This is a genomic window from Burkholderia sp. AU28863 (assembly GCF_002223195.1).
Lineage (GTDB): Bacteria > Pseudomonadota > Gammaproteobacteria > Burkholderiales > Burkholderiaceae > Burkholderia > Burkholderia sola.
Genome location: NZ_NKFE01000001.1, coordinates 51,830 through 65,955 on the forward strand (window position 1 = coordinate 51,830; position 14,126 = coordinate 65,955).

The 14,126-nt window shown below is 66.6% G+C and carries 15 protein-coding genes; 7 read left to right on the forward strand and 8 right to left on the reverse strand.

The window, feature by feature from the left end:
• Positions 1-9: 9 nt before the first annotated feature.
• Positions 10-1,122 carry an NADH:flavin oxidoreductase/NADH oxidase gene (locus tag CFB81_RS00280; protein WP_069618796.1) on the forward strand — a complete coding sequence of 371 codons (1,113 nt, stop codon included), beginning with the start codon at positions 10-12 and terminating at the stop codon, positions 1,120-1,122.
• Between the two features lie 177 nt (positions 1,123-1,299).
• On the forward strand, positions 1,300-1,830 hold the full coding sequence (locus CFB81_RS00285) for an SET domain-containing protein (protein WP_089434328.1): 531 nt from the start codon (positions 1,300-1,302) through the stop codon (positions 1,828-1,830).
• 159 nt (positions 1,831-1,989) lie between these two features.
• On the opposite strand, the gene CFB81_RS00290 is transcribed toward CFB81_RS00285, so the two are convergent.
• Positions 1,990-3,474: a sensor histidine kinase gene (locus CFB81_RS00290; RefSeq protein ID WP_089434329.1), complete on the reverse strand. Its 1,485-nt coding sequence runs from the start codon at positions 3,472-3,474 to the stop codon at positions 1,990-1,992.
• A gap of 124 nt (positions 3,475-3,598) precedes the next feature.
• Entirely contained in the window at positions 3,599-4,291 is a 693-nt protein-coding gene (locus tag CFB81_RS00295; RefSeq protein ID WP_006401494.1) for a response regulator transcription factor, read from the reverse strand.
• A 122-nt stretch (positions 4,292-4,413) separates the two neighbouring features.
• On the opposite strand from CFB81_RS00295, the gene CFB81_RS00300 reads away from it, so the two are divergent.
• Complete coding sequence (locus CFB81_RS00300; protein WP_006401493.1) at positions 4,414-4,644, forward strand: DUF3717 domain-containing protein; 231 nt, start codon at positions 4,414-4,416, stop codon at positions 4,642-4,644.
• Between the two features lie 92 nt (positions 4,645-4,736).
• Here the strand turns inward: CFB81_RS00300 and CFB81_RS00305 are convergent, their stop codons facing one another.
• Positions 4,737-5,114 carry a 4a-hydroxytetrahydrobiopterin dehydratase gene (locus CFB81_RS00305; RefSeq protein ID WP_256122001.1) on the reverse strand — a complete coding sequence of 126 codons (378 nt, stop codon included), beginning with the start codon at positions 5,112-5,114 and terminating at the stop codon, positions 4,737-4,739.
• Positions 5,115-5,190: 76 nt separating this feature from the next.
• Entirely contained in the window at positions 5,191-6,084 is an 894-nt protein-coding gene (phhA, locus tag CFB81_RS00310; protein WP_218829335.1) for a phenylalanine 4-monooxygenase, read from the reverse strand.
• 138 nt (positions 6,085-6,222) lie between these two features.
• Between phhA and CFB81_RS00315 the strand changes: the two genes are divergently transcribed.
• Positions 6,223-6,708 (forward strand): Lrp/AsnC family transcriptional regulator, encoded by a 486-nt coding sequence (locus tag CFB81_RS00315; protein WP_006408082.1) that lies wholly within the window; start codon positions 6,223-6,225, stop codon positions 6,706-6,708.
• A gap of 66 nt (positions 6,709-6,774) precedes the next feature.
• Here CFB81_RS00315 and CFB81_RS00320 read toward each other — a convergent pair whose 3' ends face one another.
• The 4 genes from CFB81_RS00320 to CFB81_RS00340 all read right to left on the reverse strand — a co-directional run bounded on the left by CFB81_RS00320 (position 6,775) and on the right by CFB81_RS00340 (position 10,298).
• Positions 6,775-7,308: a class IV adenylate cyclase gene (locus tag CFB81_RS00320; RefSeq protein ID WP_069618793.1), complete on the reverse strand. Its 534-nt coding sequence runs from the start codon at positions 7,306-7,308 to the stop codon at positions 6,775-6,777.
• A gap of 133 nt (positions 7,309-7,441) precedes the next feature.
• The gene (locus CFB81_RS00325) at positions 7,442-8,248 is read right to left on the reverse strand and encodes a hypothetical protein (protein ID WP_179235890.1); all 807 of its coding nucleotides are present in this window, start codon (positions 8,246-8,248) and stop codon (positions 7,442-7,444) included.
• A 1-nt stretch (position 8,249) separates the two neighbouring features.
• Complete coding sequence (locus CFB81_RS35185; protein ID WP_143328552.1) at positions 8,250-9,251, reverse strand: hypothetical protein; 1,002 nt, start codon at positions 9,249-9,251, stop codon at positions 8,250-8,252.
• A 147-nt stretch (positions 9,252-9,398) separates the two neighbouring features.
• On the reverse strand, positions 9,399-10,298 hold the full coding sequence (locus CFB81_RS00340; protein ID WP_089434333.1) for a LysR family transcriptional regulator: 900 nt from the start codon (positions 10,296-10,298) through the stop codon (positions 9,399-9,401).
• A gap of 162 nt (positions 10,299-10,460) precedes the next feature.
• Here CFB81_RS00340 and CFB81_RS00345 point away from each other — a divergent pair, with 162 nt between their 5' ends.
• The 3 genes from CFB81_RS00345 to CFB81_RS00355 all read left to right on the forward strand — a co-directional run bounded on the left by CFB81_RS00345 (position 10,461) and on the right by CFB81_RS00355 (position 14,108).
• Complete coding sequence (locus tag CFB81_RS00345) at positions 10,461-12,146, forward strand: GMC family oxidoreductase (protein ID WP_089434334.1); 1,686 nt, start codon at positions 10,461-10,463, stop codon at positions 12,144-12,146.
• 430 nt (positions 12,147-12,576) lie between these two features.
• Positions 12,577-13,356: an ABC transporter ATP-binding protein gene (locus tag CFB81_RS00350; protein ID WP_006477266.1), complete on the forward strand. Its 780-nt coding sequence runs from the start codon at positions 12,577-12,579 to the stop codon at positions 13,354-13,356.
• Positions 13,353-14,108 (forward strand): ABC transporter ATP-binding protein, encoded by a 756-nt coding sequence (locus CFB81_RS00355; protein ID WP_050015804.1) that lies wholly within the window; start codon positions 13,353-13,355, stop codon positions 14,106-14,108. Before CFB81_RS00350 ends, CFB81_RS00355 begins: the two co-directional genes overlap by 4 nt.
• The last annotated feature ends 18 nt before the right edge of the window (positions 14,109-14,126 follow it).

A 14,126-nucleotide genomic window follows, 5' to 3' on the forward strand; every position in this document is an offset into this window, starting at 1 on the left:
GCGGCTTCCATGACTGCGCTGTTTTCTCCGTTCACGCTGCGCGGCGTGACCCTTCCGAACCGGATCGTGATTTCCCCGATGTGCCAGTACTCGGCCGAACGCGGCGAAGCGACCGACTGGCACATGATTCATCTCGGCCATCTCGCGCTGTCGGGCGCCGGGCTGCTGTGCATCGAAGCGACCGCGGTGGAACCCGACGGACGCATCACGCAGGGCGACCTCGGCCTGTGGGACGACGTGACCGAAGCCGCGCTGAAGCCGGTGCTGGCCGCGATCCGCAAGCATTCGCCGATCCGCATCGCGATGCAGTTGTCGCATGCGGGGCGCAAGGCGTCGAGCGCGGCGCCGTGGGAGGGTGGCCAGCTGGTGCCGGTTGCCGACGGCGGCTGGCTGCCGCATGGCCCGTCGCCCGTGCCGCACAAGGACGGCGAGACGCCGCCGCTCGCGCTCGATGCGGCGGGCCTGAACCGCATCCGCGAAGCGTTCGCGGCGTCGGCCCGACGGGCCGCGCGGCTCGGTATCGATGCGATCGAAGTGCACGCGGCGCACGGCTACCTGCTGCATCAGTTCCTGTCGCCGCTCGCGAACCGGCGCACCGACGAATACGGCGGCTCGCGCGAGAACCGGATGCGGTTTCCGCTCGAGATCTTCGAGATCGTGCGCGCCGCGTTTCCGGAGGATCGGCCGGTCGGCGTGCGCGTGTCCGCGACCGACTGGGTCGAAGGCGGGTGGGAGCTCGACGATACGATCGCGTTCGCGCACGAACTGAAGCGCCGCGGCTGCGACTGGATCGACGTGTCGTCCGGCGGCGTGTCGCCGCTGCAGAAGATTCCGCTGTCGCCCGGCTACCAGGTGCCGTTCGCGCAGGCCGTGAAGCGGGCGGTCGGCATGCCGACGATCGCGGTCGGCCTGATCAACGAACCCGAGCATGCGAACCGGCTGATCGAGGCCGGCGATGCCGATTTCGTCGCGATGGCGCGCGCGATGCTGTACGACCCGCGCTGGCCGTGGCATGCGGCGGCCGAGCTGGGCGCGCAGGTGACGGCGCCGCCGCAGTACTGGCGTTCGCAGCCGCGCGAGCACAAGGCGCTGTTCGGCGACGTCTCGTTCGGCCAGCGCTGAGCGCATCGCGCAATATTGCGCGCGATGTTGAACGAAGCAATCTTGAACGTGTAGGATGCGGATGATTCGCCGCATGACCCGACGCGGCACCGACCGGTGCCGCGTTTTCGTTTGGCGCGGCGCCCGGCCGCGATCGCGGTCGCTTCCGTTCAAGTCGTCTTCACAAGGATTGGTTCGATGAGTTCACGCAGGATCGCGGTGCGCCGCTCGGGAGTACACGGCAAGGGCGTGTTCGCCGTGGCGCCGATCAAGGCCGGCGAACGCGTAGTGGAATACAAGGGCGAGCGAATCTCGTGGAAGGAAGCGCTGCGCCGCCATCCGCACGACCCGAGCGAGCCGAATCATACGTTCTACTTCGCACTCGACGAAGGCGGCGTGATCGACGGCAAGGTCGACGGCAACAGCGCGCGCTGGATCAACCATTCGTGCGCGCCGAACTGCGAGGCCGAGGAGGTCAAAGGCCGCGTGTACATCCACGCGCTGCGCGACATCAACCCGGAAGAAGAGCTGTTCTACGACTACGGCCTCGTGATCGACGCGAAGCTGACGAAGAAGCTCAAGCGCGAATACGCGTGCCACTGCGGTGCGGCGTCGTGCCGCGGCACGTTGCTCGCGACGTCCGACGAAGGCGGGAAGAAGAAAAAGAAGAAGGACAAGAAGGACGGCAAGCCTGCGTCCGGTTCGAAGGACAAGAAGAACAAGAAGTGATGCAGGCGGCAGCGCATCGCGCGCTGCCGCTGTCGCTCAGCCGACGGCTGCCGCGTCGTGGCGGCCGTCATTCCCTTTCCGTCTTTCCGTTCCTGTTCTGGCGGGGCGCCTCGGGTCGACGGGCCAGCGATTGCCCGCCGCGACTCGGTCGGTGGCCGTTCAGTGCGTCGGCGCCGCAGCCGGCGTTTCGCTGGCCGGCTTTTCCGTACGCGTAGCGAGCGGCACGCGCACCACGAAGCGCGAGCCGCCTTCCGGTGCATCCTCGTACGACACGGTGCCGCCGTGCATCGCGATGATGTCGTGCACGATCGCGAGTCCCAGCCCGGCGCCTGTTTCGACACCGTTGCCGCTTTGCGCGTCGCCGCGGAAGAAGCGCTTGAACAGGTCGGCCTGCTGGTTCGCGGGCACGCCGGGGCCGTTGTCCTCGACGACGATCTCGGCGGCCGGCTGGCCGTCCTCGAGCGCGGCGCGCGCGACGTTCACCGTGATCCGCGCGCCGTCCGGCCGCGCGAGCGGCACGTACTTCAGCGCATTGTCGAGCAGGTTCGCGATCACCTCGCGCAGCAACACCGGGTTGCCGCGCACGATCAGCTTCTCGTCGTCGCCCGGCTCGTCGCTGCGCTGGAAGCCGAGGTCGACGTGCGATGCGAGCGCGCGCGGCACCCATTCGGCGCCGGTCTCGAACGCCATCGCCGCGAGATCGACGTCGACGAAGCGCGCGGCCTGTTCGCCCGGCTCGGCCCGCGCGAGCGACAGCAACTGATTGGACAGCCGTACCGCGCGGTCGGCGGCCGCGCGCAACTCGCGCACCGCGGCGAAAGTCTGCTGCGGGTCGCGCGCGACGGCCGCCTGCTCGGCATGCAGCTTCACCGCGGTGAGCGGCGTGCGCAACTGGTGGGCGGCATCGGCGATGAACTTGCGCTGTGCGTCGAGCGCGGTTTTCAGGCGGCCGAGCAGCGCGTTCATCGCGCTGGTCAGCGGCCGGATCTCCAGCGGTACATCGGTTTCGTCGACCGGTTCCAGCGACGTGTGAGTTTGCCGGTTCAGCGAATCGGCGAGATGCGTGAGCGGGCCCAACTGCTGGTTCACGACGCGCCACACGATGCCCCAGCCCGCGAGCAGCAGCAAGAGCAGCGGCATCATGATCGCGACGAGGAATTCGGCCGCGATCCGGTAGCGGTGCCGCACCGGCTGCGCGACTTCGACGACCATCGGCCGGCCGCCCTCGACGTTGTCGACGCGCACCTGCGCGACCCGCACCGCGCGGTTGTCGTATTCGGCCTCGAACACGTACGCGTGATGCATCCGGCGCACGTTGATGCCCTGCAGCGGCAGCTTCGGATCGCCGGCGAGTTCCTCCTCGCCGTCGCTGATCCGGTAGATCAGCGCTTCGGCCGGATCCGAGAACATCGCCTGCGCGAGCGGCGGCACCGTGAACGGCGCGTCGGGGCCGGCGATCTGGATCTGCTTGGAGATGGCGGTCGCGAGGTCGGCGAGCGAGCGGTCGATCACGTGCTGCGTGTATTGCCACGCGAGCCAGTAGGCGATCAGGCCGCTCATCAGCGCGAGCATCGACAGCGGGGCGGCGAGGCGCCGGAGCAGCGAGCGGCGCAGGCTGGTGGTCACAGCCGGATCAGAAGACATTTCGACGGGCAAAGGGATAAGCGCCGCTCACGGGGAGCGGCGCGGTCGTGCGCCGGGAACGGCAACGCGAAGCGGCGCGCATGGCGCCGGCGGCACGCGGCCGGCCGGCGCGGCGTCGCTCAGCTCAGACGCTCGCCGTCTGGCGGATTTCCTGCAGCAGGTAGCCGAAGCCGCGGACCGTGACGATTTCGACGCGGCACTGCTCGAGTTTCTTGCGGACGCGGTGTACGTAGACTTCGATCGCGGTGTCGCCGAGATCGCCGCCGAAGTGCGTGAGGTGATCCTGCAACTGCGCCTTGCTGACGACGCGGCCGTGACGCAGCAGCAGCATTTCCAGCACCGCGAATTCGCGCGGCGACAGTTCGAGCGGCTTGTCGTCGTTGAAGATGCGGCGGTCGACGCCCGACAGGCGGACGCCGCCGAGCGACACTTCGGGACGCGGCATGTCGCTGTGCGGGCCGCTGCGGCGCATCACCGCGCGGATGCGCGCCTCGAGCTCGGCCGGCTCGAACGGCTTGAGCATGTAATCGTCGGCGCCGGAGTTCAGGCCCTGGATCCGGTCGTTCAACTCGTCGCGGGCGGTCAGCACGATCACGGGCGTGTGGCGGTTGGTCTGGCGAAAGCGCGTGAGCAGCGTCATGCCGTCGATGCCCGGCAGGCCGAGGTCGAGGATCACGAGTTCGTGGCGGTTCTGTGCCAGCGCCTGTTCGGCAAAGATGCCGTCATGCACCATGTCGACGGTGAAGCCAGCCTGCTCGAGGCTGCTCTGGATACCGCGTGCGATGGGGCGGTCGTCTTCGATCAGAAGGAGTCGCATGAAGTTCGCTCAAGTACAATGGGTTGGCGGTTCAGGCACGCGGACAGCACGAAGCCGTTTCCACAGGAACGCCGCATCGCCTGACATCAAGCATGGCGGCCAGCGAACGATTAAATCCAATCATGTCCGATATTTCGATCCACGACCTCGAAGCCGCGATCAATTTCTGGCGCGCCCGCTCGCCGTCGAGCGGCGACGAACTCAAACTCTGCGAAGAGGCCAGCGCGCTCTCCAAGCCGTATGCGCTGCTGATTGTACAGCGCGAAAGCGCGCTGCAACTGGAAGGATTGGACCCCAAGGCGAGGAAAGCGTACGAGACTTACGTGCGCCTTAAGGATGGCTTGGAAAGCTGAAGGCTTTCGCTGAGTACATCCTAGAAAACGTTCAGCGAAATGAAAAGTTGACGCGCCGCGCACCGGAAGGCGCGCGGCGGCGAAGGCGGGACTCAGGCGCCCGGTTGCGCGTGCGCGGCGGCGCCGTCGATGAACCGCGCGAGTTCGATGTCGCGTTCGGTCAGGCCGTCGGCGTCGTGGGTCGACAGCGTGACGTCGACGCGGTTGTACACGTTGAACCATTCCGGATGGTGGTTCATCTCCTGCGCCTTGATCGCGACACGCGTCATGAAGCCGAATGCCTCGTTGAAATCGGCGAAGCGCAGGCGGCGCTGGATCGCGTCGCGGCCCGGCACGGCCGTCCACTGCGGCAGGCCTTCGAGCCGGGTCTTGCGTTCTTCGGATGTGAGCTTGTGGATCATCTTGCACCTCTCGTTCGGTAACGGCGCCCGCGCGCGGCTGCGCCGCGCGGCGAAGCCGGCATCGTTCATTGTTCCATAGTTGCGGAAAGGGCGACGGGCGGCCGGCCGACGGTCGTCGGCACCCCGTGCCGCGGCGCCCCGCGCGTTACGCGTCGGCGTCGTCGGGCCACCCTTCGCCCGTGCCGCGATGCAGCACACGATCGGTGTCGAGCACCGCGCCGGCCGCGAATTCGGGCAACCCCGCGAGCCGGTCGGCCAGCGCGCGGCCATCGACGTCGGCGAGCGCGAACAGCTGCGCGAAATCGTCGATCACGAAGTAGGTCTTCTGGAACGTGTCGATCCGGTACTTCGTGCGCATCACGCGCTCCAGGTCGAACCCGAGCCGGTTCGGCGCCGCGCTTTCGAGGCTGTACAGGCTTTCGCCCTTGCTCGACACGATCCCGGCGCCGTAGATCGACAGCCCGTTCGTGCCGCGCGGGTCGCGGATCAGCCCGAATTCCACCGTATACCAATAGAGGCGCGCGAGCCGCGCCAGCGCCGCTTCGTCGTCGGCGACCGCGAGCGCGGTGCGGCCGTACGCCTGCATGTAGTCGGCGAACACCGGATCGATCAGCAGCGGCACGTGGCCGAACAGGTCGTGGAAGCAGTCGGGTTCCTGCAGGTAGTCGAGCTGGTCGGGACGGCGCATCCACCAGGTGACCGGGAAACGCCGGTTCGCGAGATGCGCGAAGAACACGCGGTCTGGCACGAGGCCGGGCACCGCGACGATTTCCCAGCCGGTCGCGGGCTTCAACTGGCGATTCACGTCGGCGAACGACGGCACGCGATCGGCCGGCAGCGCGATCTTGCCGAGCCCGGCGACGAACGCGTCGCACGCGCGGCCGCGCAGCAGCGCCGACTGGCGCGCATAGAGCTGCTTCCACACCGCGTGGTCGACCTGGCCGTAGCGCTGCAGCGGCTGGTCGATGGTGAAATCGGCGCGGGTTTCGAGGCCCGCGTCGAACTGCTCCTGCAGTTTCGCGGTGACGACGGTGGACATGATCAGGCTCGGCACGCTGTGGTTGGGACCATGCAAGTGTAGAGCGGACGACGCGCGGATTGGGCGCATAGTTGGCATAAATTTGCTTTATGATGCGATAATCGCGCATCAAATCACGTATCAATGCGGAGAATGCTCATGCTGGAACTCGATCACTTCGATCTCGCGCTGCTGGACGTGCTGCAGCGCTTCGGTCGCGCGACGCATCAGCAGCTGGGCGAGGAGGTGCCGCTGTCGCCGTCGCAGATCGGTCGGCGGCTGCAGCGGCTGGAAGCGGCCGGCGTGATCGAAGGCTACCGCGTGATGCTGCGGCCCGAAAAACTCGGGCTCGGCGTGACCGCGTTCACGAGCCTGAAGCTCAAGCATCACGGCGATTCGATCATCGAGCAGTTCCAGCAGCAGATCGACGTGCTGCCCGAAGTGCTCGAATGCCATGCGGTGGTGGGCGATGCCGACTACCTGCTGCGGATCGTCGCGCCGGATCTGAACGCGCTGTCGCAGTTCGTGATGAAGAAGCTGATGCGCGTGCCGGGCGTCGACAGCGTGCGCTCGAACATCGTACTGACGACCTTCAAGCGCAACGGTGCGTTGCCGCTCGCGCATCTGGCGCCGGGCGCCGCGTGACGGGGAGGCGGCCACGGCATCGGCGCTGAAGGCGGCACGCGCGGTACCACCTTCGACGGGGCCGGATCAGGCCGTTTCGGGCTGGGCGTCGGCGTTCAACAGATCGACGTACGCGACCGCGACGAGATCGTCCTGCGCGACGCCGAGTTTCGCGAACACCTCGTGCGCTTCGGCTTCGCCGCCCGCTTCATCATCGTCGGGGCCGAGCACGACTTCGAGTTCGATGAAATCGCCGAGGCCGTCGACGCGGTCGAGGTGGATGCGCGTGCGGCCGGCGAGGTATACGTGCCGCTCCTTCGTCACGATCCCGCGGGTGGTCAGCGCGGTCGCGAGCAGCGAATGCATCGCGTCGGGGTTCGTCACCGGGCTGCGCGTGTAGTACGACGCCTTCGGGCCGTCGCGATCGTCGCGCTGGTAGAAGATCAGCTCGGCCGGCGTGCCGTCCTCGAAGCGGCGCAGCTTGAGCCGCCCGCGCGGCACGTCATAGAAGAAATCCTGCTGGCGGTAGAAGAGCGGGGCTTCGGTCGCGAGCTGGGCCGCCCGTTCGCGCAGGCGGTCGAATTCGCGGGCGCGGGCTTTGATCTCGATGTTGCGGGCCATGCGGGTCTCCTTTAATCGGGGTCTCGCGGTGTGCGAACGCACAATCTAGCAAAAAGCCTGCGGTGGTGGCGTGACGTGGGCGGCGAGTCGACTGGATGCGGGGGGCGCGACGCAATGCGCGTCGTGCAGGGGATCAGCGTGCGCGCCGAAACGATGCCAGTTTCGCCCACAAGCGGCACAGGAGGAAGGTGCGGCGGAGCGCCTGGGCTTTCTCGTATTCCTGGTTGACGAAACGTCGGCCGGTTTGGCGTTCATATCGGTACAACTCATACAGGTAGGCCAGTTTCGGCCCAACGAAGACGGCGGCGACGTAAGAAAATAACAGCGCGTACAGTGATGTCGCAATCAGAAGCGCGCTGCTATTTTTGCCGATGTAGGTATTCAGAGCAATCGGCAGGTTGACGGTCAGGGCGATGGTCGCCGGCGCGAGCGTGCTCGTGGGAACGGTCCTGCCGCAGTTGGGATCGATCGTGAACGAGCGGGTATCGGCCAGATATTCGTTATTTTTGAAACGGCGATCGGGATGGCGCCTCAGTTCGCGGAGTTTGAGGGCAAACGGCAACGCGAGTGAGGACAGCGCGGTGGCGTGATAAAGAAAAACAAAAAACAAGTATGGCTTGCTGGACGCTGGTTTTTCGATGAGCGACCACGCGCTCAATAGGGCGGTACCTGGCAGAAGTCCTGCCACGACTACGATATAGAACATGATCGCCGCCAGCGAGCGTACGGACAGCGTGGAGCGGTATTTGATGTGGTATCCGGCAGCCAGCCCAGCGACAAGGAGCGCAAGCATGGGCCAGCTCTTGAGCTGGAACGCGATGCCATTTGCGTCCGCGATGACGCTCAGGAAGAGGCCGAAGATCATGATGCTGCCGGGGCCAAGGCAAAGTGGGGCATGGCAGAGAAGCGGCCGGGCGCGCTCGAGGTCGGGAAACATCATGTTAGTTGTCCAGCAGGCGTTGAACCCGCGATTCTGCGAGGTTAGGACCAGTGGACATGTTCCAGGCTACTTGCGCGACGAATCCGGTTCCGAAGGCGATCAGGATGACTGGGAGGGCGTTAAGGCCACCCCAGAGCAGGCCTATGGACATAATCATCGAAACGCCAAACCCGATCGCATTCCCGCTTTGACTACGTGCAGACGCGAGCACGAACGCACGACTATCGAATCTCAACGCGCCCTGCGTATCCCGGCTGATACTGGCCGCCATGTCGAGTGCCAGACTCGGCGCGAACGTCAGAACGCCGCTGCCGATCAGGCTGCCGGCGTACAAGTGCCTCAGTGGCGAAATCCTGGGCGTCAGCTTTTTGAGATCCGCCGCCTTGAGCGCTGCGGTCGTGGTTTGCGTGCGCGGATTGTGCTTTGCATGGGGTCCGAGCGCCGGCTGGACGGTCTGAATCGGCATGTTGCTTATGCGCAGCTTCGGACGAGGTTTTCCCTTCCCCGTGGTGTTGCCGTCATAGAGCGTGACGTAATGGTTGATTCTCACGCTTGGCGAAGCGCGGCGAATCAACGTCTGCGCGCCCGCATCGATATTTCTTTGCAGGGAGAGCGCATGCGCCGCATGGGTGGCGCCGAGCCCGGTGTTGAGGTTTCCGATAATGCTTTCCGGGCCTACCAGGTTGTTGCGGCCTTCTTCGTAAAGACGGGCGAGCGTTCCTGGATCGCCGGAACGGCCGCGGTCTGCGAAGTCATGCACCCAGTCGGACGCGGAACACTGGCCCGATGTAACGAGTGCGCTCAGGAGCGGGTCCGCAAGATGCGGATCGATATCGAAATCGCCGCTGAAAGAATCGTCGCCGATCAGCCAACCGTTGCGCTGATGCGTGCGAATGCTTGTATGGGCGGGCGTATGGTCAGCGAGTGTGCGGCGATGGCGTCGCAATGCATCGCATACCGCGAAGCTTTGCGAGCGGGCGTGATCGGCGAGCGGACCGGTCATGTGTGGATTTCCCGTTTTCGATAGACGAATCAACGAGATTACAAACGTCTTTCAGCGACATCAATTGGACCGGAACGAAAGTTGAAAGGCCGGTCGATGCTCGCGCAATCTTTTCACCCGGCAGCCGGTCAGCACGATGAGCGCTGCTCATATCGCCCACTGCGCGTCGATCAACCGCAGCGCGGCCGCGATCGCCGGCTCGTCGCGCCGCTCGGCGAGCGTCACGAACGTCAGCTCGGTCGGCACCGTCACGCGTTCGACGATCGTCAGCGCATGCGCGTGCGCCTCGGCCAGCGCGATCGAATCGCGCGCGAGCGTCAACCCGATCCCCGATTTGACGAGGTCGAGCATCGATTGCTCCTGGTCGACCTCGGCGACCTTCATCGGCTGCGCGCCGGCCGTCGCGAAGCGGCGCGACAGCAGCCGATGGTGCGCGGACGCGGGCGGCGTCCAGATCCACGGCAGCGCGGCGAGCGCGCGCCAGTCGTGCGCGCGCTGTACGCGCTCCTTCCAGCCGGCCGGCGCGAGCACGCGGTATTCGAAGCGCGTGAGCGTGACGGTGTGGAACAGCGCGCCGTCGCGCGGCGAATCGTCGTCGGGCCGGCCGATGTAGTAGCCGACGTCGAGCGCCTGCGCGCGCACCTGTTCGAGCACCCAGCCCGACATCCCGTGGCGCAGCGCCGTTTCGATCTGCGGATGGGTCTCGACCAGCGCGCGCAGGAAGCCGCCGAGCCGCAGGAAACCGGGATCGAGGATCGTGCCGATCCGCAGCCGGCCGCGCACCTCGTGCCGCAGCGCGGCAGCGGCGCGCTGCACGTCGGCGGCCGCGGCGAGCGCGCGCTCCGCGTGCGGCAGCAGCGTCTGCCCGTCGCGCGTGAGCGCGAGCCCGCGCGACGTGCGCGTGAACAGCACGACGCCGAGCGTTTCCTGCAGATGCTTGATCTGCAGGCTGACGGCCGGCTGCGTCAGATGCAGCTGCACGGCGGCGCGCGTCAGGTTGCCTTCGCGGGCGACCGTCGCGAACGCGCGAAGCAGGGTGAGATCCATCGTCGTGATATGAGCGTGGCTTATAACGCGGTTCAGCATAACTCATTGGATCGGCGGCCGGGCGCGGGAGTACGCTGCTTCGATCGCGTCGTCCGCGACGCACTATGCTGAAAGCGACGCGCGGAATCGATGCGCGGTACACAACAAATCAGGAGACACGCCGTGAGTACTCAACGCACGCTCGAGGGCGAATTCGACTATGTGATCGTCGGCGCGGGCACCGCGGGCTGCGTGCTCGCGAACCGCCTGACCGAGGATCCCGACATCAGCGTGCTGCTGCTCGAAGCGGGCGGCAAGGACGACTATCACTGGATCCATATCCCGGTCGGCTATCTGTACTGCATCGGCAACCCGCGCACCGACTGGCTGTACAAGACGCAGCCCGAGGCGGCGCTCAACGGCCGCGCACTGTCGTATCCGCGCGGCCGCGTGCTCGGCGGCTGCTCGTCGATCAACGGGATGATCTACATGCGCGGCCAGCGCGAGGATTACGACAACTGGGCGCACGAAACCGGCGACGCCGGCTGGTCGTGGGACAGCGTACTGCCGATCTTCAAGCGCAGCGAGGATCACCATGCGGGCGCAAGCGATGCGCACGGCGCGGGCGGCTACTGGCGCGTCGAGAAGCAGCGGCTGCGCTGGGAGATTCTCGAATCGTTCGCGCAGGCCGCGCAGCAGACGGGCATTCCCGCCACCGACGATTTCAACCGCGGCGACAATGCCGGGGTCGGCTACTTCGAAGTGAACCAGAAGCGCGGCGTGCGCTGGAATACGTCGAAGGCGTTCCTGCGGCCCGCGATGGCGCGCCCGAACCTGACCGTGATCACCGGCGCGCATGCGCAGCGCGTGATCTTCGACGGGCGGCGCGCGGTCGGCGTCGAGTACCGCGGCGGCGGCGCCGATTACGTCGCGCGGGCACGTTCGGAAGTGCTGCTGACGTCGGGCGCGGTGAACTCGCCGCAACTGCTCGAACTGTCGGGTGTCGGCGACGGCCGGCGGCTGCAGGCGCTCGGCATCGACGTCGTGCAGGATCTGCCGGGCGTCGGCGAGAACCTGCAGGATCACCTGCAATTGCGGATGGCGTTTCGCGTCGACGGCGTGCGCACGCTCAACACCCTGTCCGCGCACTGGTGGGGCAAGCTGATGATCGGCGCCGAATATGCGCTGCTGCAGCGCGGTCCGATGTCGATGGCGCCGTCGCAGCTCGGCGCGTTCGCGAAATCGGATCCGGACGATCCCGCGCTCACGCGCCCCGATCTCCAGTACCACGTGCAGCCGCTGTCGCTCGAACGCTTTGGCGAGCCGCTGCACGGCTTCAACGCGTTTACGGCGTCGGTCTGCCATTTGCGGCCGACCTCGCGCGGCAGCGTGCACGTCACGAGCGCCGATCCGGGCAGCGCACCGACGATCGCGCCGAACTATCTGTCGACCGATCACGATCGTCACGTCGCCGCGAACGCGCTGCGCCTCACGCGCCGGATCGCATCCGCGCCGGCGCTCGCGCGCTATCGCCCCGAGGAAATCCTGCCGGGCCTGCAGTACCGGACCGAGGCCGAGCTGATCGACGCGGCCGGCGTCGTCGGCACGACGATCTTCCATCCGGTCGGCACGTGCCGTATGGGGCGGGCGGGGGATGAACGCGCGGTGGTCGACAGCCGGCTGCGCGTGCGCGGCATCGCGGGGTTGCGGATCGTCGATGCGTCGGTGATGCCGTTCATCACGTCGGGCAACACCAATTCGCCGACGCTGATGATCGCCGAGCGCGCGAGCGACATGATTCGCGCCGACCGCCGTGCGGCGCGCGAAACGACGTCGGTGCGAACCGAGGCCGCGGCGACGGCTGCATGACGGCTCGCTGACCCGCGCGCCAGCGGGCCGTCACGCGGATGCCCGCTGATTCGCTATGCGAAACAAGCTGCCGGCGCGTCCGCTCGAACGGCAAGATCCGTGCAAGCCGCGCCGTCGCGCGGCTTTTTTCATCGCGCGCGTGCCAGGCCATGCAGCAGTCAACGCGTGATGATGCACGTATCAAAAAAGCACGGTGAATGACCGCGCGCCGTCGCGTCCGATAGGGCGGCGACCCCTATAAGTGCAAATCCCGATGATTGCACTGCACCAACGGCGCGACAATGTTGCGCAATGTGCATACGCGTCGGCGCGGGAGACCACCCTCGAGGCGTACCACGGCGCCCGGAGCAGCCCGCTGATCCGCTGACCTGTTCGCGGCCGCTTGCGCCAGGCTTCCCGGTGCTTCGCCTGACTTCGTACGGAAGGGAACATGATTCTCGGCGACACGATTCTGGAAACACGCGGACTGACGAAGGAATTCAGGGGCTTTACCGCCGTGAACGGCGTCAACCTGCGTGTGCGTCGCGGCGCGATCCACGCATTGATCGGGCCGAACGGCGCGGGCAAGACCACCTGTTTCAACCTCCTCACCAAATTTCTGACGCCGACGGCCGGCCAGATCGTCTTCAACGGCATCGACATTACCGACGAGCGGCCCGCGCAGGTCGCGCGGCGCGGCATCATCCGCTCGTTCCAGATCTCGGCCGTGTTTCCGCACCTGACCGCGCTGCAGAACGTGCGCATCGGCCTGCAACGCGCGCTCGGCACCGAATTCCATTTCTGGCGCAGCGAACGCACGCTAAAGCGGCTCGACGATCGCGCGATGGACCTGCTCACGCAGGTCGGCCTCACCGATTTCGCGCACGTGCCGACCGTCGAGCTGGCCTACGGCCGCAAGCGCGCGCTCGAGATCGCGACGACGCTGGCGATGGAGCCCGAACTGATGCTGCTCGACGAGCCCACGCAGGGGATGGGCCACGAGGACGTCGACCGCGTGACCGCGCTGATCAAGAAGGTCGCGAGCGGCCGCACGATCCTGATGGTGGAACACAACATGAACGTGATCGCGGGGATCTCCGACACGATCACCGTCCTGCAACGCGGCGAGGTGCTGGCCGAAGGCTCGTATGCGGAAGTGTCGAAGAATCCGCTCGTCATCGAAGCCTACATGGGCAGCGCCGACGCGGCGCTCGCGGGGGCGCACGCATGAAGCACAGCGAACGGGAGGAACGCGAATTGAGCGGCGTCGAGAGCGGTACGCCTGCGCTGGAAATCACGGGCCTGGAGGCCTGGTACGGGGAATCCCACATATTGCACGGCGTCGACCTGACCGTGCATCGCGGCGAGGTCGTCACGCTGCTCGGCCGCAACGGCGCGGGCCGCACGACGACGCTGCGCGCGATCATGGGCCTCACGGGCCGCCGCAGCGGGTCGATCAAGGTCGCCGGGCACGAGACGATCGGCCTCGCGACGCATCGCATCGCGCATTACGGCATCGGCTATTGCCCGGAGGAGCGCGGGATCTTCTCGAGCCTGTCGTGCGAGGAGAACCTGATGCTGCCGCCGCTGATCGGGCCGCGCGAGCATTCGATGTCGCTCGACGAGATCTACGCGATGTTCCCGAACCTCGCGTCGCGCCGGCAGAGCCAGGGCACGCGGCTGTCCGGCGGCGAGCAGCAGATGCTCGCGGTCGCGCGAATTTTGCGCACCGGCGCGAACCTGCTGCTGCTCGACGAGATCTCCGAAGGCCTCGCGCCGGTGATCGTACAGGCGCTCGCACGGATGATCGTCGCGCTGAAGGCGCGCGGCTACACGATCGTGATGGTCGAACAGAATTTCCGCTTCGCCGCGCCGCTCGCCGACCGCTTCTACGTGATGGAGCACGGCAGCATCGTCGAGCATTTCCGCGCATCCGAACTGGAAGGCAAGATGCCGACCCTGCACGACCTGCTCGGAGTGTGACGCCGCGTCGTTTCCCTT

Excerpts from the sequence above, each read along its gene's own strand:
- CFB81_RS00295 (WP_006401494.1), bottom strand. The coding sequence starts at position 4,291 with ATGCGACTCCTTCTGATCGAAGACGACCGCCCCATCGCACGCGGTATC.
- CFB81_RS00355 (WP_050015804.1), top strand. The coding sequence starts at position 13,353 with ATGAAGCACAGCGAACGGGAGGAACGCGAATTGAGCGGCGTCGAGAGC.
- CFB81_RS00325 (WP_179235890.1), bottom strand. The coding sequence starts at position 8,248 with ATGATGTTTCCCGACCTCGAGCGCGCCCGGCCGCTTCTCTGCCATGCC.
- CFB81_RS00280 (WP_069618796.1), top strand. The coding sequence starts at position 10 with ATGACTGCGCTGTTTTCTCCGTTCACGCTGCGCGGCGTGACCCTTCCG.
- CFB81_RS00300 (WP_006401493.1), top strand. The coding sequence starts at position 4,414 with ATGTCCGATATTTCGATCCACGACCTCGAAGCCGCGATCAATTTCTGG.
- CFB81_RS00285 (WP_089434328.1), top strand. The coding sequence starts at position 1,300 with ATGAGTTCACGCAGGATCGCGGTGCGCCGCTCGGGAGTACACGGCAAG.
- phhA (WP_218829335.1), bottom strand. The coding sequence starts at position 6,084 with ATGTCCACCGTCGTCACCGCGAAACTGCAGGAGCAGTTCGACGCGGGC.
- CFB81_RS00315 (WP_006408082.1), top strand. The coding sequence starts at position 6,223 with ATGCTGGAACTCGATCACTTCGATCTCGCGCTGCTGGACGTGCTGCAG.
- CFB81_RS00340 (WP_089434333.1), bottom strand. The coding sequence starts at position 10,298 with ATGGATCTCACCCTGCTTCGCGCGTTCGCGACGGTCGCCCGCGAAGGC.
- CFB81_RS35185 (WP_143328552.1), bottom strand. The coding sequence starts at position 9,251 with ATGACCGGTCCGCTCGCCGATCACGCCCGCTCGCAAAGCTTCGCGGTA.
- CFB81_RS00305 (WP_256122001.1), bottom strand. The coding sequence starts at position 5,114 with ATGAACGATGCCGGCTTCGCCGCGCGGCGCAGCCGCGCGCGGGCGCCG.
- CFB81_RS00350 (WP_006477266.1), top strand. The coding sequence starts at position 12,577 with ATGATTCTCGGCGACACGATTCTGGAAACACGCGGACTGACGAAGGAA.
- CFB81_RS00320 (WP_069618793.1), bottom strand. The coding sequence starts at position 7,308 with ATGGCCCGCAACATCGAGATCAAAGCCCGCGCCCGCGAATTCGACCGC.
- CFB81_RS00290 (WP_089434329.1), bottom strand. The coding sequence starts at position 3,474 with ATGTCTTCTGATCCGGCTGTGACCACCAGCCTGCGCCGCTCGCTGCTC.